Genomic DNA, 13,513 nt, shown 5'->3' on the forward strand with positions numbered 1-13,513 from the left:
CCGGCTTTTTCCAGAACTTGACTCGAGTTTTAAGATCGGGAATTACGCCCGGGAAGCTTGCTTGCGCGGGAAAGGGAAGCGTTCGGAAATCAGATTCAGGCAAAGCCACAGGCCGCAGCCCGTGACGGTCAGGATCAGGTACCATTTGCCGTAGATTCCGTCACTCGAAAAAGGCTCGGTCGCGGCATGGAGCACTTCGCTGTTGGGAAGAACGCCGCCTTCGGCGAATTCATGGAAGGATTGCACTGCGATCTGGACCGTGAAAAGCAGCAGGTAAACGGCCGTGACCTGGAAAAAATGCTTGAGGTTGATAAGATAGCCGAACTGCTGCCAGAGATAGGCGACCAGGCCCGCCGCGGCAACGCCAAGCAGGACACCGGTCACGATCTGCGCGTCCTGCACCTGGAGCAGGAGAAGGGCGGTTTCCATCCCCTCGCGGCTGATCATGAGAAGCGTAAACAGGAACACGCCCCAAAGCGAGCCTTTCAGGGTCGGTGCCGCGGAAGCTTTGGAAAGCTGGCTTTCCATTTCCTGCTTCATGGTCGGGCCGACCTTCATCATGTGCACGACGAGCGTGGCCACAAGTACGGCGGTGATCAGCCCGAAGGCCCCTTCGATCACAGGCTGATGCTGCCCTTCAGTGATCCACAGAAAATAGCCGAGCAGGCCGCTCACGACAATGGAGCCGACGATGCCGGCGACAAGCGCGGGAATCAAATGGCCCTGGCAGGTTTTACGCAAATAGGCGGCGGTGATTGCGACCATAAGAAAGGCTTCGACGCCTTCCCGTAAAACAATGAAAAATGCCTGGAGCATGAATTTCCTTCCAATTAGTATGAATTCTGAATCAGACAGAATCTTAATTGAAAACCTGTGGAAGTCAATGGCTTTCTTTGGGACGAATTTGGGGAAGAAGCGGCGGGAAAGAACCGCCGGGGCTGGGAACAGTCCCAGCCCCGGCGTAACCTTAAATGTATTTGACGCCCGGCTTTTCCCAGACGTATTCGGGATAAACCAGAGGCGCTTTGCCTTTGACGGGAAAATCGAACGGGAACGTCACGACATCGAGAAGCCCGACGCCGATGCGGACCACGCCCTGCCCGAAGCCCCGGATGAGACCCACCGTCCAGCCGTACGCAAGGCTGTTCTCCTGTGAATCGACCTGGATCGACCGGATGATTTCCACGGGCGAGCTGACGACATTCAGCGCGCCGCGGCCGAGCTTGTCATACCACTTGTAGCCCGTCTTTTCCACCGGCGCCTTTTCCGCTGCCCGGCTGCCTGCGGTTTCGTCGGCTGCGCTCTTGGTTTCACCAGTCGCATACGTGCCGAAAGCGCGTGACGTGCGCCTTCCCTTGCCGTCGGTGTAATTTTCCGAAGCGCTTTCATTTTCGCCGATCAGGCTGCGAAGCTGCGTGTCGGTTTCCGTCTCGGGCACGCGCAAGACTACCGGTTCGAAACCCGTTTTCGTTTTTTCTCCTTCAAGGACCACGTCCTCGCCGACCTGAAGCTGGTCCAGCGAAGAAATGCCCTGGAAGTCCACCCGGTCGGGCGCCACGCTCATCTGGTCAGGCAAATCTCCCGCGTCCTTGGGAGCCACCACCAGGGAATTGTCCTGCGAATTCACGTAAGTCACCGTGGCATGCACGGTCTCCGCAAAGGCGGGAACCGAAAGCGCGAAAAGCATCGCCACTGCCGTCGTTAGAGTTTTCATGCTCGGCCTCCTTCTATTAAGTCCGTTAACCGGGCTTATTATGGCTGAGGCCGCGCCCGAGAGCCTATCAGGGCGAGTCTGATTTTCCGATCAGGCTCCTGCTCGACGCCATGGGATTTTCATTTTGCCGCGGCGGGTTTTTAGCATAAAATCGGCGGCTCAGGAGAGTGCAATGACCGATATGGACGCCTTCATGGCGCAGGTGAAAGCCTTCAAATCCCCAGGTGTTTTCAACCCGTGGCGGGACGTGGACCGCGAAAACGATCGGGGTCCCTCGGGCCCGAAGATCCGTGCGGAGCAGCTCGAACATTACCTGGCCGCGCGCCGGGACAAAGCGCGCATCTGCCTGCTCGGCGAAGCCGTCGGCTATCAAGGCGGCCACTTCTCCGGCATTGCCATGATGTCGGAAAGAATCCTGCTGGGTCATTGCCGGGAAAAAGGACTGCGGCCCGAAGATGTGCTGCCGGATCTGGAGCCGAGGCGCACGAGCAAGCCTGCCATCATGGAGAAAGGATTCGCCGAGCCCACGGCCACCATGGTCTGGGGCCTGATGAAGGCCTCGGGGCATCCCCCGCTTGAATTCGTCACGTGGAATTCGTTTGCCTGGCATCCCTATCATCCGGCCAGGGGCCCGCTCACCAACCGCAGGCCCACACCGAAAGAATCGCAGGCCGGGCTTGGCGTGCTGCGCCTTTTTTTGAAGCTCTTTCCGCGGGCCAGGATCATTGCGCTGGGAAGGGTCGCGGAGGCATGCCTTGCCGATCTCGGCATCGCCGCGGAAGGCGTAAGGCATCCCGCGCAGGGCGGGTCCGTTAAATTTCGCAGTCAGATGGCGCGTATCCTCGAAGACGAAAAAGCGCGCGCCTGATTCCGGAGAATTATTGGCAGGCGTTCCGTTTGGCCCGGAACCGGTCCTCGGCCTGGCGGATGATCTGGATCGCATCTTCCCTGTCGTGCCATCCCTCCACGCCCGTCTTCTTCTTTTCCAGCTCTTTGTAGATCTTGAAGAAGTGCTCGATCTCCTTGAGCAGATGCGGCGGAACGTCGGAAAGCCCGTTGATGTAATTCCAAAACGGCTCATGCACGGGCACACAGAGGATTTTTTCGTCCGGCCCCTTTTCGTCCCACATCTTGAAAAGCCCGACGGGCTTGGCCTCGATCAGGCATCCGGGGAACGTCGGCTCCCAGACTAAGACCAGCGCGTCGAGCGGGTCCCCGTCCTGGGCCAGCGTATCAAAAATAAAACCGTAATCGCTCGGGTAATGCACAGCGGAAAAAAGCATACGGTCGAATTTGACCGCTTTCTTTTCCGCGTCGTATTCATACTTATTCCGGCTCCCTTTCGGGATTTCGATCATGACCGATAAGGTCACGTTTCCATTGTCTTCGACTTGCATAAGGCTCCTCAATTGATTGGATTTTTACCGCTTAGGGCCTGCCCTCAACCGCTTGTCGGGATTGAGTCGAAATCCGGCCATGCACCTGCTTTACTTGAATCAGAAGGGGGAACGCCATGAGAAACATCCAGACACGCTTCCCAGACGCCCATCAAGGGGGGAATTCCGGAACTGAAAAACGGCAGGAATGGTCCAACGAACGCGCCGCCTTCCTGAGAAAGCATTATCCGCTGCGCTACCTGCGCTTCCTCAATGAAATTCTGGCGATCGCGGAAACTACATGTGCTTGACAGCTTCCTGAATGAATGGAAGCACGGCTTCGAGCTCTTCCTTGCTCATCCGGCCGAGCTTGGCAAAGCGGTATTCGCCTTCCGCCGTCTTGCCTTCCCTGCTGATCTGCAGTTTCTTGGCGGCTTTATTATAGGAAAAGACGGCCACGACCAACCGGGTGTTGTCGTTTTCCCAGGTTTTGGAAAAAAGGCATTCATCAAGACTGGCGTTGTACGGCATGTCTCCTCCTTGTTGGGTCCGGCGCTAAAACAAATGAGAAAAGTGCTTTGCGTATTTGGCGATCCAGGCGCGCGCAGCTTCTTCTTCCGTGATCTCTTCGTTGCGTTCCTGCGACAGTTTTTCCTGGTAAGCCTTGATCAAATGGATCTGTTCCGCCAGCTTGGCGTTGAAAGCGCTCGTGGGATCGCGGAAGGCCAGGCCCGTACGGTACCGGCCCGATTCGGTGACGCGGTTGCAGTAAGCCACCTGGCCGTGGATGCGGAACACTTCCTCTTTCACCGGGATCGACACGTCCATCAGCGTTCCCTTCGAGAAAAAGCGCTCGGCCATGAAACTCAGCCCGCCTTGGGAAAGATCAATGGACGACGAATTGTCGATCGTATGCGAGCGGACTTCGTAATACTGGATCGGGACCTGAAGGGGGTGTCTGAAAAAACGCCTTTTTTCCATACGGTACGAGTTAACCTCCGAGCGGCCCACAGTATACGCCGCCCGCACGCGGAAAGCAATTTCCGGCAAAAAAAATGATCGCGGCCACTTCAAATCGATCCAAGGCTCTACAAGACCTTGCACGAAACCGCGCCCCCGGCCTTCTGCTGGAAAGCCGGGTCTTCCATGCAGGCTTTTTCCAGTTCTTTCAGCTCGTCCAGAAGGATTTCGCGGGATAAACGGTATTTGTTCTTGCCATCTTTGACCCAGATCAGCACCCCGTTGGGCACGGTGACATTGCACCATTTCATGATCCATTCCACCGGGCGTTCTTTGCGGTACTGAACCCCCAAAAACCATTTGGCCAGGCGCGCGGCCATCGGCGCCGGAAAATAGTGGCCGTCATACACAATGTCGAGCTCCGCTTCTTTGAAACGGTCGATCAGGTAAATGAGGACTGATAAGTCCGAAAAGGGCCGCTGCTGGAATTGCCCATAAGCCTTCGACTGCTCGATCGGCGGAAGGCCGGGGTCAAACGCGTGCGCGGCCGGCGCGGCAAAAAAGAGCGCTGCCTGCGCGCAGATCAGGAGTGAAATCGGGAGCACCAAACGTTTCATCGGGTGGGGATTCTACTAGAAGACGCGGAAGAAAACAATCAGACAGGTTTAGATAAAGCCGAAGGCTCGGAAGACGGCACGGACTGCGGAACCGTGACTCCGATCCTGGCGATGCAGGCCGACCAGGCGCCCATATTCACCCCCGCACTGCCCGAAAAATTCCCGCCGTCGGCATGCGCTTCCCCGGCGGAAAACTGGAGGCTCATGCCTGAGGCCGTCCGGCCTTCGGCAAGCCTTTGCAGTTCAATCCTGCCTTTCGCCGGGTGTTCGGAATAATTCACGGCGACAAGACGGCCTTCCTCGCCCAGGATCCATACCCATGCCAGGATACTTTTGGAAATGCCGCCGAAAGCGGGGTCCATCACTTCCAGGCTGGCCCATTGCCCTTGATGGAAACACGGCGTGTTCACGCAGTCCCAAAGCTCGCGGTAAAAAACCATGGTTTCAACGTCCGGCTTTTCCGCGGGTTCGCGAACCAGCTGCACGGGCAGCCGCTTTTTTTTGCCCTCGGCCTGGCCGTCGTGAAAAAAACGCAAACCGGGCAGCGTGGCGACCATGACGGCCGCGGCCATGGATTTTTTAGGTCCGAACGCCTTGACCGCGCGCTGCTCGTCGTGATTTTCGATGAAACGCATGCACTGTTCCTGGAAGGCCGGCGCCGCTTCCAGATGCGTCCGGATCCCGGCGACGTCGCCGGAAAGGAGGTGGTCGTAAAAGGGTTTGTCGTACGCGTAATCAAAACCCAGCTCGTGCAGCGGCCATTCGAGCCCCCAATACGCTTCCGCGAGAAAAAGGAAAGAAGCGTTCTCTTCCTTGATGCGCCGGATCGCCTGCGTCCAGAATTCGGATTGGACCGGGGCGGCATTGGCCGCAAAAGGCGACCAAACCCGATCGAACACGGCGTTCATGGCGAGCATGGCCATGTCGCAGCGCACGCCGTCGGCCAGCTTCGAAATGTGTCCCAGCTCCTGGATCATGACTTGGCGCAGTTCCGCGGAAAAATAATTCAGCTGCGCGGAATCCGTCCAGGGCGGGAAATAAGGATCCCGGCCATGCGCGAGGTCGATGCCGTGGCGGGTTTTGAAAAACCAGTCGGGATGCTCCCCCAACGCCTCGCTTTTAGGGCGCACGAACCATTCGGGATGCGAGAGCGTCCAGGGATGATCGAGCGCCACGTGGTTCGGCACGAAATCCACGATCAGCTTCATGCCGAGATAGTTGAGCCGTTTTTTCAGCTCGAGCAGCTCTTCATGGCGGCCGAGAGCCGGATCCAGCATGTACGAATAAACCGCATACGGCGAACCTTCGATATCTTTGTCGCTGAGGTCGGGCAGGGCTTCAGGAAAGTGGCGGCGCAGGGCCTCATGTCGGAGCGCGACCTGGGCGGCGCCCGGACTTCTCTGCCACGCGCCCATCAGCCAGATGAGGTCAAAGCCTCTCTCACGGATCTTTTCCCATTCTTCTTCGGGAACCGTGGAAAGCGTCAGGCGGCTGTTGTGCTTCCGCGACAGGCGCTCCAGAAAAATTCTTGCATTAGCCTCGAACAAATGAGGATGACGTCGCATGATGTCACTCGAATCGGTCGCGTCTTAAATAAAAGTAAGAAATGAATGCACCTATGATACCCCTTAACGCAAGCGGCCCCAAATCTTTTCACTTCAGGATCTCTCGCATCGCCGTGAGAAGGATATCGACGTCCAGCGGCTTTTCGAAAACCCGCGCCGCGCCGACTTTCATGGCCAGCTCGAGATACCCTCTGGCCTCGATGCGTCCCCCGCCCGACATCGCGAAAATTTTGGCGTCGGGGGATTCCTTGCGCATCACGCGGATGGTCTCGATGCCTTCCTGTTCCGGCATGATGATGTCGGTAATGACCAGATCGATTTCATTTTCACGGAAACATTTCAGGCCTTCGCGGCCGTTCGCGGCCACGCTCACCTTGTAGCCTTCGGATTCCAAAAGGTCGCCCAGAGCTTCGCGGATGCCGGATTCGTCGTCGATGATCAGGATATGCGCCACGGCCTCTCCTTATTTGGCGATCTTGCCATACGAATTGCCCTCGGGCTCGGGTTCCCGCGGCGCCCTGGAAATCTTCATGGTCCGGAAATTGGGATCGCCCGCGCGGAAATAGCTGATGATCAGCCGGACCGGAAACTTCGGAAATTTTCCGGCATCCATGCCGTGAATCAATTTGTCCAGCGCCCCGCGTACGGTAAATGCGCGCTTGCGGTAAGGACGGTCCGCGACAAGGGCGTCGAAGATGTCGATGATGGCCACGATCTTCGTGTACTTGCTCAGTTTCTTGATGCCTTTGGGATAGCCGCTGCCGTCGAGCGTTTCATGGTGTTCATAAGCCACGCGGCAGGCCTCGGTGCCGCCGCGCCCCAGGTAATAGCGCAGCAGTAAGAGGCTGTTCAGCGGATAGCTGTGCAGGATGCGGTACTCGTTCGAGGTCAGCCGCCCCTTTTTGTTCAGAACGCTTTTTGAAAGGCGCGTTTTTCCGATGTCATGGACCAAGCCGTAAACAAAGGCCAGGCGCGGATCATAGCCGTAGCTGCGCAGGTCGAGGGCCATCTTCGCCGAAAGCGCCGCGATCAGCACAAAATGGCGGTAAGTGTAGGGTGATGTTTTTTTCAGCCGCCGGATTTCGCGGTACAATGAAGACTGGAGGCGGCATTTTTTCGAAATTTCCAGAATCTTCCGGCGAATCGCGGGAGTCTCGAATACTTTGGCGTAAAGCGGCTCCTCGACCGCTTTTTCCACGTCGCGGGAAAATTCTTTGCTGTTGAGCGACCGCAGATCCCGGCAATGGCCTTCGCCTTCGCGGGTCACGCGGCGGATCAAAGCACCGTCCATTTCGGAACCCGCTTTGGCAATCATCCGTCCGTCGATGTCCCGTAAGTCCGCTAAAATCTTCATGCTTCCCCCTGGGTCCCCGCCCCTGGGCCGGGACCGCTTCTAATATTGTCGGAATTTCGCTCCAAAACCTGACTCCGGTGCGGTTTAGGGCTCATGAGATAAAGATACCCCGGGGGGAAAGCAAATACAAAAGCAGGCGGTCAGGAAGCTGAGACGGATTCGCCGGAGGCCTCGTAAACCGGGCTCTGGGGCCCGGCAGGCTTGTCCTTCTCGGCATGGATGGCGGCATTCTTATCGATGAAAAAGTGGCGAAGCCCCAGGGAGGGTTCTACAGGATCGGCATTGATGCCCGGCTCCGGTTCCTCGGAAATCAGCGAAAATTTGTATTTCCCATAGACACCTTTCGCATAACGATCGGGAAGACTGCCCGTTTGCACGAGCTGCTCGAGACTGGCGGGACGCTGCCCTTTCTGGCTGGCGAAAGTCGAACCTGCCTGGTAAATCTGCATGAGGTCCGTAACCGCGATCCGTTCCCAAAGGTCGGCTTTAGCCTGGCCGCGGGGTGCGTTCTGCTTTTGGGGAAATGTCCCCTCCCACCACGCCTTCAGCGCTTCCTGCCATGACGGCTTCGGAGCCTCAGGCAAAGGCGCGGCGGACTGAGCCGCAGCGGCTTCAGTTACGTCGAGCCGGACTTCTGCCCCGCCCGCTTCAGGCGCCGTGAAAACGCAATTTCTTTCCACGCGCAGGATTTTCTGTCCGTCCACGACTTGCCCCGCGCGGACAGCCTGGCCATTGATGAGAGCGAGAGAAGCTGAGGGATCGGCGTCGTCAAACATCACGCCTTCGAGGCGGAGGTCCGAAGCGGCTAGCGAGGCACTGAGAAAAAAAAGAACGGCGGCCAAAACCAGAAGGGCGCACGCCGCGCTGCGGGACAAGGGCTGCCCCGCCCTTTTAATGCGCATGCCCGCCTTCGCCATGGGCATGGCCATGCTGGATTTCTTCCGAAGTGGCATCGCGAACGTCGGTGATCTCGACGTCGAAAAAAAGATTTTTCCCCGCCAGAGGATGATTGCCGTCCAGCGTGACCTCGGTCTCGCTGACGTCCACCACGGTAAAAATCCGGGCTTCTTCCTCCTGGCCCGCGCGGAAGCGGTCGCCCACGCGCACGCCGGCCTCGCCGAATTTATCGCGGGGTTCCCGGATGATGAGTTCTTCGTCCCTTTCGCCGTAAGCATCCGCGGCCAGGACAGTAATGTTCTTGCGGCTGCCCTTTTCGAGGCTGGAGATCTGGTCTTCCAGGCCGGGGATGATTTGCCGGGATCCGGTCATGAACGCGAAAGGCTCCGCGGACCTGGACGAGTCGAGAACTTTTCCGGCTTCGTCGGTAAGCGTGTAGTGAAAGGAAATGACGCGGTAATCCATAAAACCTCCGTTGGCAAACCCAATGAAAAGTTGAGGGGGGCATTTTATACCCCGCTTCGGAAGAAAGATAGGGCAAAGAGCGTTAACTCGAGCGGGCGTCTGCGGCCAGGATGCGGCGGAAGGAATCCGGAAGCGGTGTTTCGAACGCGAGCGGTTTGCCGGTGGCCGGATGGCGGAATGCAAGCTTGAAGGCATGAAGCGCCAGGCGTCCCGCCGGGTCGGTTCGCGCGCCGTAGTCCTTGTCTCCCGCGATGGGAGTACCGAGATCCGAAAGGTGCACGCGGATCTGATGCTTGCGCCCGGTCTCGAGCCGCACGCGCAAAAGCGTGTAGCGAGGCGAACCTTCGAGCGTTTCATAATGCGTGACCGAAAGCTTGCCTTCGCGTTTGTCCGTCGTGCTGAAGACGCGCAGGATTTTATTTTCACGAAGGTAGCTTTCCACCGTGCCCGCGGGCCGGGCAGGCGCGCCTTCCACGACCGCGTAATAAAATTTTTCCACCTGGTCCCAATTTCCCTGCAGCGCCAGCTTCATGTCTTCGGTACGCGCAAAAACCAGCAGGCCGGAGGCATCGCGGTCCAGGCGGTGCACGATGAACGCCTGTTTGCCGGTCACCCGGCGCGCGCTGCCCCGCTTTCCGGCGGCGCGGGCATTTTGATTTTCCGCGCGCTGGCGCAGATAATCCTGAACCGCGGCCATGGCCGTCCGGTTCTGGATCTTGTCTGTGGCCACGGTCAAAAGGCGCGGCGGCTTTTCCACGACTACGAGAAAGTCGTCTTCGTAAATCATGCGGAGGCCCCACAGCGGTTCGACGTGAGACGACCTTTCCTGGCGCGTGAGTAGCGATACCTTATCGCCGCTTTTCAGCCGCTGGCGGTATTGCGTGGTCATGCGGCCGTTCACGGACACGCTGCCGAATTTCAACCATTGCTTGACGCGGGTTTTGTTCGCGCCTTCCACGGAGCCTAGCAGAAAATCCGCCAGCTCCATGTCTTCCCGCACGGTCATGATTTTCATGGCGTCTTGGCCTCCGGTGCCGCGGCTTTCAGGCGTTCCACTTCTTTCAGCCCCGCGGCCGCGCCCGCATGAGCGGGATCGATCCGGAGCGCCTGGGAGAAATAAAGCCCGGCAGCGCGCAGGTCGCCCGCGCGCGCAAAGGCAAGGCCGAGATTGTAATGGTATTGCGCATTCATGGGGTCCAGGCGGATCGCCTGTGAAAACGCGCGCTGCGATTCCCGGAAGCGTCCGAGCGAAGAAAGCGCGATGCCGAGATTCGAATAGAGTACGGGATTCGTCCTGTCCAGCTGGAGGCCCTTGTTCAGAACAGCCGCGGCCTGTCCGAATTGTTTGAGGCCGATGAGTGCCGCGCCCCAATCACGGTAGGCTTCCGGCGCCGCGGGCATCAAGGCCGCGGCACGCTGGAGATAAGGCAAAGCCTCCGCGGATTTTCCCTGGGACTGCAGCGCGCTTCCCAGCCCCAGCGATGCGGGACCCACATCGGGATTGATTTCGAGCGCCCTGCGGTAATGCGCGGCGGCCGCGTCCTTGTCGCCGGCCAGCAGGAAATAAAATCCAAGATTCGTCTGCAGGTCGGCATCGGCCGGATCGCGCCTCAGGATTTCATCGAAATACGGCTTGGCTTCATCCATGCGCCCTTCTTTGGCCAGCAGGCTTCCTGTGCGCGCGTAAGCCGTCGTGTTCCGCGGATTGAGCGCGATCGCCTTCGACAAATGTTCGAGCCCTTCCTCGGTGCGGCCTTCGCCTGCCAGCCAGGCGCCCAGCAGCATCTGGCCATGATCATTCTCAGGATCACGCGCGAGCGCCTGGCGAAAAAGGCTTTCGGTGTCCTTCCATGTCCGGATCTGCGCGGACGACAGGGTCCCGTAAAAAAAGCATGCCGCGCATCCGGCCGCGCAGGCCAGGGCCGAAAGAACCCGCGATTTCTCCGCCCAAGCTGCCACGGTCCAGATCACCATAATCCCCAGGCCGAGCAGCGGTACGTACATGAAACGGTCGGAGAAGGCCATAAAACCCGAGACGGGCAGAAGGAAAATCAAATACCAGAGCCAGCCGGCCGCGGCATGACCGGCTTTCCGCGCGGCGAACGCGGCAAGCGAGACTCCGGCCAAAAAAAAGGCGGCCGAAGCAAGCGAAGACGCCGAAGGATAGTCATACCATGACGGCGCAATCCCCAGGCGCAGCGGCACGAAAAAAAGCCGCACGCCTTCGAAATAAGCCACGAGCACGTTCGCGGCTTGAACGCCCCACGGCAAATGTCCGAGGGCTTCGGGGCGGCGAATCGCGTCAAGTAAAGCCAGCCCGGCCGGCGGCAGCAGCATGAGAAGCCGAGCAGCCAGAACTTCCCTGCGTGGGCCCAGGCTCTCCTGCGTGCGCAGCGGCCAAAAGTCCAGCACGTAAAGCGCAAACGGCAGCGGCGCGAAGACCGGTTTCGCGGCCAGCGAGGCAAGATAAAAAACATAAAACCACCCGCCATGGCCGGGAAGATTTTTTTTTCGACGGCGCGCGTAAGCCAGCAAGGCCAGGAAGCCGAAAAAAGACGCGGCCAGATCTTTCCGCGCTGTCACCCAGGCCGCGGCCTCGACCTGGTATGGATGCACGGCGAACAAAAGCGCGAGGAAAAAAGAGCGTCCCGGCTTCCCCGTCATCAGGGAAAATAAAAGAAAGACCAGGACCGCGTTGGACGCGTGATAAATCACGTTCATGACGTGATGCATCGCAGGCCGCATGCCGAACAGCGCGGCGTCGAAGATGCGGGACACAAGCGTGACCGGCTGGTAATAATCCGCGTAAAACGAATCGTTATAAGAATCCGCGGTCAAAGCCCATGAGAAAGTCCGCAGGGAAAGAGGCTCGGCCAGATAGGGATTGTCCACGATGTAGCGGGTATCGTCGTAGCCGACGAATTGGAGCGTTGGCGCTTCACGGTAAACCGCCGCGGCCGCCAGGACCAGCAACGCGGCAAGGACGGCCTTCAAATATTTAGGACGCGCAGAAACAACAGCCGGCCCCTGGGAGGCCGCGGGGCTCATGCGGACGGAGCGGGCGCGGGGGTTTCGGCCGGAGGCGTTACCGCGGCTTCAGCCGGAGCCGCCGCCGCAGCGTCGGCAGGAGGCGCAGCAACAGCTTCACCGCTGGACTCCGCGATGTCTTCCGCGCCCACAGGAGCGACCTTGGAGTATCCGGTGTAGCGCCAATGCCACGGCTCGTACGTGATGCCCGGCTTGTCGCGCGGATACGAAAGCTCGAAATCGTATTCACCGGCGTGCTTCTGCAGCCAGGCGTACTCGGGCAATTCCTCGAAGTCTTCGACGCGGTCTTCGCCGTTCACGCCGTAGGGATTGATGAAATCAATCGCCTGCAGCTGCGGCGCGCCGTGCTCGCTGTAGCCCGGCAGAGCGACCCAGTGGCCGGTCTCGACGAGCGAATAGTTGTGCTTGGGCATGTAAAAAAGATACGTGTATAACTGGTAAGCCGGCGAACGGTACCCGGATTCCACGAGAAGATGGCGACCCAGGTCCTGGTTCATGGCCGCCATCATTTTATCGTAGGCCTGGAAAACCTCCACGGGCAGGTACTGAGGCGCGAGCGTTTCCTTATTGCCGTTCTTGGTGACCTGCTGGCCTTCGATCTGGCGCATGCGGAAGCCTTCCCGCGATTCTCCCAGGTACTCGCCCTGGAAATTAAAACTTTCCTTGGGATTGATTTTCCGCACGCGGTCGAGAAAACCGCTCTCTTCCGGGCTCAGCCCTTTGTAGAGATCTTCGAAGGTGACCAGCGGCGCGGTGCCGTCGGCTTTTTTGGCCGGCATCCACGTTTCCCATTGCGCCAGCACCTTGTCCAGCGTCGCCTTTTCGGAATCGGACAGCACGTTCCACACGTCTTCGGCGCGCGCCGCGGGCACGATGAGAAGCTGCAACACGACAAACCCTATGAGCCACCGCATCAAGAACCTCCTTTGGCAAGCGCCGGAGCGCGCCATGATTGGATGGATTTCAAAATCTCTTCCGTGGGCGGATTGCCCCGTTTACCATACCGGACAAGCCCCTGCTTGTCGATAACGTAGACCGTACGATTGGCAAGCAGCCCGCCGAAGCCAAGCGAACGGTAATCCCGGCAGGTCTTCTTCGCCGGATCGCTGAGCAGGGGAAATTTCAAATGGGAATTATCGCAAAACGAGGCGTGGTTTTTCTGAGATTCCGGATTGATGGCCAGCACTTCGGTGTCCAGATCGTGGAACGAGGCGAGCTTCGCATTGAGCGACGCAAGCTGACGGGAGCAGGTAAACGACTTGTCTTTCGGATAAAAAACGATCACGACGTTTTTCTTGCCCAGGAAATCCGCAAGGCACACGACCCGGCCGCTGGCGTCTTTCAGGGAAAAATGCGGCGCCTTGGCAAAAAGCGGAAGCGGACCTTTTTCGTCCGGACGCTTGTAGGTCAGGGCCATGAGGGCAAAGATTCCGCCGAAAGCGGAAAAGGTCAGAAAGAAAGCAAAGTCGTGCGTCATGAAGCGTATTGTATTTTGTTATCTTCCCGGCGTCAAACCG

General features: G+C 58.5%; 17 protein-coding genes. 2 read left to right on the plus strand and 15 right to left on the minus strand.

The annotated features are described in order from the left end of the window. Positions 1-42: 42 nt before the first annotated feature. Positions 43-816: an FTR1 family protein gene (locus VL688_03285; protein HTL47067.1), complete on the minus strand. Its 774-nt coding sequence runs from the start codon at positions 814-816 to the stop codon at positions 43-45. A 151-nt stretch (positions 817-967) separates the two neighbouring features. Further along, on the minus strand, positions 968-1,714 hold the full coding sequence (locus VL688_03290) for an exosortase system-associated protein, TIGR04073 family (protein HTL47068.1): 747 nt from the start codon (positions 1,712-1,714) through the stop codon (positions 968-970). A 172-nt stretch (positions 1,715-1,886) separates the two neighbouring features. Here VL688_03290 and VL688_03295 point away from each other — a divergent pair, with 172 nt between their 5' ends. Further along, on the plus strand, positions 1,887-2,582 hold the full coding sequence (locus VL688_03295; protein HTL47069.1) for a uracil-DNA glycosylase: 696 nt from the start codon (positions 1,887-1,889) through the stop codon (positions 2,580-2,582). Positions 2,583-2,592: 10 nt separating this feature from the next. Here VL688_03295 and VL688_03300 read toward each other — a convergent pair whose 3' ends face one another. Next, on the minus strand, positions 2,593-3,111 hold the full coding sequence (locus VL688_03300) for an inorganic diphosphatase (protein ID HTL47070.1): 519 nt from the start codon (positions 3,109-3,111) through the stop codon (positions 2,593-2,595). Between the two features lie 116 nt (positions 3,112-3,227). Here VL688_03300 and VL688_03305 point away from each other — a divergent pair, with 116 nt between their 5' ends. Continuing rightward, positions 3,228-3,401: a hypothetical protein gene (locus VL688_03305; protein HTL47071.1), complete on the plus strand. Its 174-nt coding sequence runs from the start codon at positions 3,228-3,230 to the stop codon at positions 3,399-3,401. On the opposite strand, the gene VL688_03310 is transcribed toward VL688_03305, so the two are convergent. The 12 genes from VL688_03310 to VL688_03365 form a co-directional block, all read right to left on the minus strand. Beyond that, positions 3,388-3,621, minus strand: a complete 234-nt coding sequence (locus VL688_03310) for a hypothetical protein (protein HTL47072.1) — start codon at positions 3,619-3,621, stop codon at positions 3,388-3,390. The genes VL688_03305 and VL688_03310 overlap by 14 nt on opposite strands. 24 nt (positions 3,622-3,645) lie before the next feature. Then, the gene (locus VL688_03315) at positions 3,646-4,071 is read right to left on the minus strand and encodes a PilZ domain-containing protein (GenBank protein HTL47073.1); all 426 of its coding nucleotides are present in this window, start codon (positions 4,069-4,071) and stop codon (positions 3,646-3,648) included. 107 nt (positions 4,072-4,178) lie between these two features. Then, a complete protein-coding gene (locus tag VL688_03320) occupies positions 4,179-4,667 on the minus strand; it encodes a hypothetical protein (GenBank protein ID HTL47074.1) in 489 nt (162 codons plus the stop codon). A 38-nt stretch (positions 4,668-4,705) separates the two neighbouring features. Further along, entirely contained in the window at positions 4,706-6,232 is a 1,527-nt protein-coding gene (locus VL688_03325) for an alpha-amylase family glycosyl hydrolase (protein HTL47075.1), read from the minus strand. A gap of 88 nt (positions 6,233-6,320) precedes the next feature. Beyond that, on the minus strand, positions 6,321-6,686 hold the full coding sequence (locus tag VL688_03330; GenBank protein HTL47076.1) for a response regulator: 366 nt from the start codon (positions 6,684-6,686) through the stop codon (positions 6,321-6,323). A gap of 9 nt (positions 6,687-6,695) precedes the next feature. Beyond that, complete coding sequence (locus VL688_03335; protein ID HTL47077.1) at positions 6,696-7,586, minus strand: HD domain-containing phosphohydrolase; 891 nt, start codon at positions 7,584-7,586, stop codon at positions 6,696-6,698. A 140-nt stretch (positions 7,587-7,726) separates the two neighbouring features. Then, positions 7,727-8,488, minus strand: coding sequence for a hypothetical protein (locus VL688_03340; protein HTL47078.1), 762 nt, complete (start codon positions 8,486-8,488; stop codon positions 7,727-7,729). Beyond that, positions 8,478-8,948 (minus strand): peptidylprolyl isomerase, encoded by a 471-nt coding sequence (locus tag VL688_03345; protein HTL47079.1) that lies wholly within the window; start codon positions 8,946-8,948, stop codon positions 8,478-8,480. Before VL688_03345 ends, VL688_03340 begins: the two co-directional genes overlap by 11 nt. 82 nt (positions 8,949-9,030) lie before the next feature. Further along, positions 9,031-9,963, minus strand: coding sequence for an RluA family pseudouridine synthase (locus VL688_03350; GenBank protein HTL47080.1), 933 nt, complete (start codon positions 9,961-9,963; stop codon positions 9,031-9,033). Next, a complete protein-coding gene (locus VL688_03355) occupies positions 9,960-11,996 on the minus strand; it encodes a tetratricopeptide repeat protein (GenBank protein ID HTL47081.1) in 2,037 nt (678 codons plus the stop codon). Before VL688_03355 ends, VL688_03350 begins: the two co-directional genes overlap by 4 nt. Beyond that, positions 11,993-12,910 (minus strand): M15 family metallopeptidase, encoded by a 918-nt coding sequence (locus VL688_03360; protein ID HTL47082.1) that lies wholly within the window; start codon positions 12,908-12,910, stop codon positions 11,993-11,995. The genes VL688_03355 and VL688_03360 overlap by 4 nt, the downstream gene beginning before the upstream one ends. Beyond that, positions 12,910-13,473 carry a redoxin domain-containing protein gene (locus tag VL688_03365; GenBank protein ID HTL47083.1) on the minus strand — a complete coding sequence of 188 codons (564 nt, stop codon included), beginning with the start codon at positions 13,471-13,473 and terminating at the stop codon, positions 12,910-12,912. The genes VL688_03360 and VL688_03365 overlap by 1 nt, the downstream gene beginning before the upstream one ends. Positions 13,474-13,513: the final 40 nt, after the last annotated feature.

It is taken from the genome of Verrucomicrobiia bacterium, from assembly GCA_035495615.1.
Classification (GTDB): Bacteria; Omnitrophota; Omnitrophia; order Omnitrophales; family Aquincolibacteriaceae; genus DATJFP01.

What these genes read in the sequence shown, in the direction of transcription:
- VL688_03285 (HTL47067.1), bottom strand. Translation starts at nt 816, where the DNA reads ATGCTCCAGGCATTTTTCATTGTTTTACGGGAAGGCGTCGAAGCCTTT.
- VL688_03290 (HTL47068.1), bottom strand. Translation starts at nt 1,714, where the DNA reads ATGAAAACTCTAACGACGGCAGTGGCGATGCTTTTCGCGCTTTCGGTT.
- VL688_03295 (HTL47069.1), top strand. Translation starts at nt 1,887, where the DNA reads ATGACCGATATGGACGCCTTCATGGCGCAGGTGAAAGCCTTCAAATCC.
- VL688_03300 (HTL47070.1), bottom strand. Translation starts at nt 3,111, where the DNA reads ATGCAAGTCGAAGACAATGGAAACGTGACCTTATCGGTCATGATCGAA.
- VL688_03305 (HTL47071.1), top strand. Translation starts at nt 3,228, where the DNA reads ATGAGAAACATCCAGACACGCTTCCCAGACGCCCATCAAGGGGGGAAT.
- VL688_03310 (HTL47072.1), bottom strand. Translation starts at nt 3,621, where the DNA reads ATGCCGTACAACGCCAGTCTTGATGAATGCCTTTTTTCCAAAACCTGG.
- VL688_03315 (HTL47073.1), bottom strand. Translation starts at nt 4,071, where the DNA reads ATGGAAAAAAGGCGTTTTTTCAGACACCCCCTTCAGGTCCCGATCCAG.
- VL688_03320 (HTL47074.1), bottom strand. Translation starts at nt 4,667, where the DNA reads ATGAAACGTTTGGTGCTCCCGATTTCACTCCTGATCTGCGCGCAGGCA.
- VL688_03325 (HTL47075.1), bottom strand. Translation starts at nt 6,232, where the DNA reads ATGCGACGTCATCCTCATTTGTTCGAGGCTAATGCAAGAATTTTTCTG.
- VL688_03335 (HTL47077.1), bottom strand. Translation starts at nt 7,586, where the DNA reads ATGAAGATTTTAGCGGACTTACGGGACATCGACGGACGGATGATTGCC.
- VL688_03340 (HTL47078.1), bottom strand. Translation starts at nt 8,488, where the DNA reads ATGCGCATTAAAAGGGCGGGGCAGCCCTTGTCCCGCAGCGCGGCGTGC.
- VL688_03345 (HTL47079.1), bottom strand. Translation starts at nt 8,948, where the DNA reads ATGGATTACCGCGTCATTTCCTTTCACTACACGCTTACCGACGAAGCC.
- VL688_03350 (HTL47080.1), bottom strand. Translation starts at nt 9,963, where the DNA reads ATGAAAATCATGACCGTGCGGGAAGACATGGAGCTGGCGGATTTTCTG.
- VL688_03355 (HTL47081.1), bottom strand. Translation starts at nt 11,996, where the DNA reads ATGAGCCCCGCGGCCTCCCAGGGGCCGGCTGTTGTTTCTGCGCGTCCT.
- VL688_03360 (HTL47082.1), bottom strand. Translation starts at nt 12,910, where the DNA reads ATGCGGTGGCTCATAGGGTTTGTCGTGTTGCAGCTTCTCATCGTGCCC.
- VL688_03365 (HTL47083.1), bottom strand. Translation starts at nt 13,473, where the DNA reads ATGACGCACGACTTTGCTTTCTTTCTGACCTTTTCCGCTTTCGGCGGA.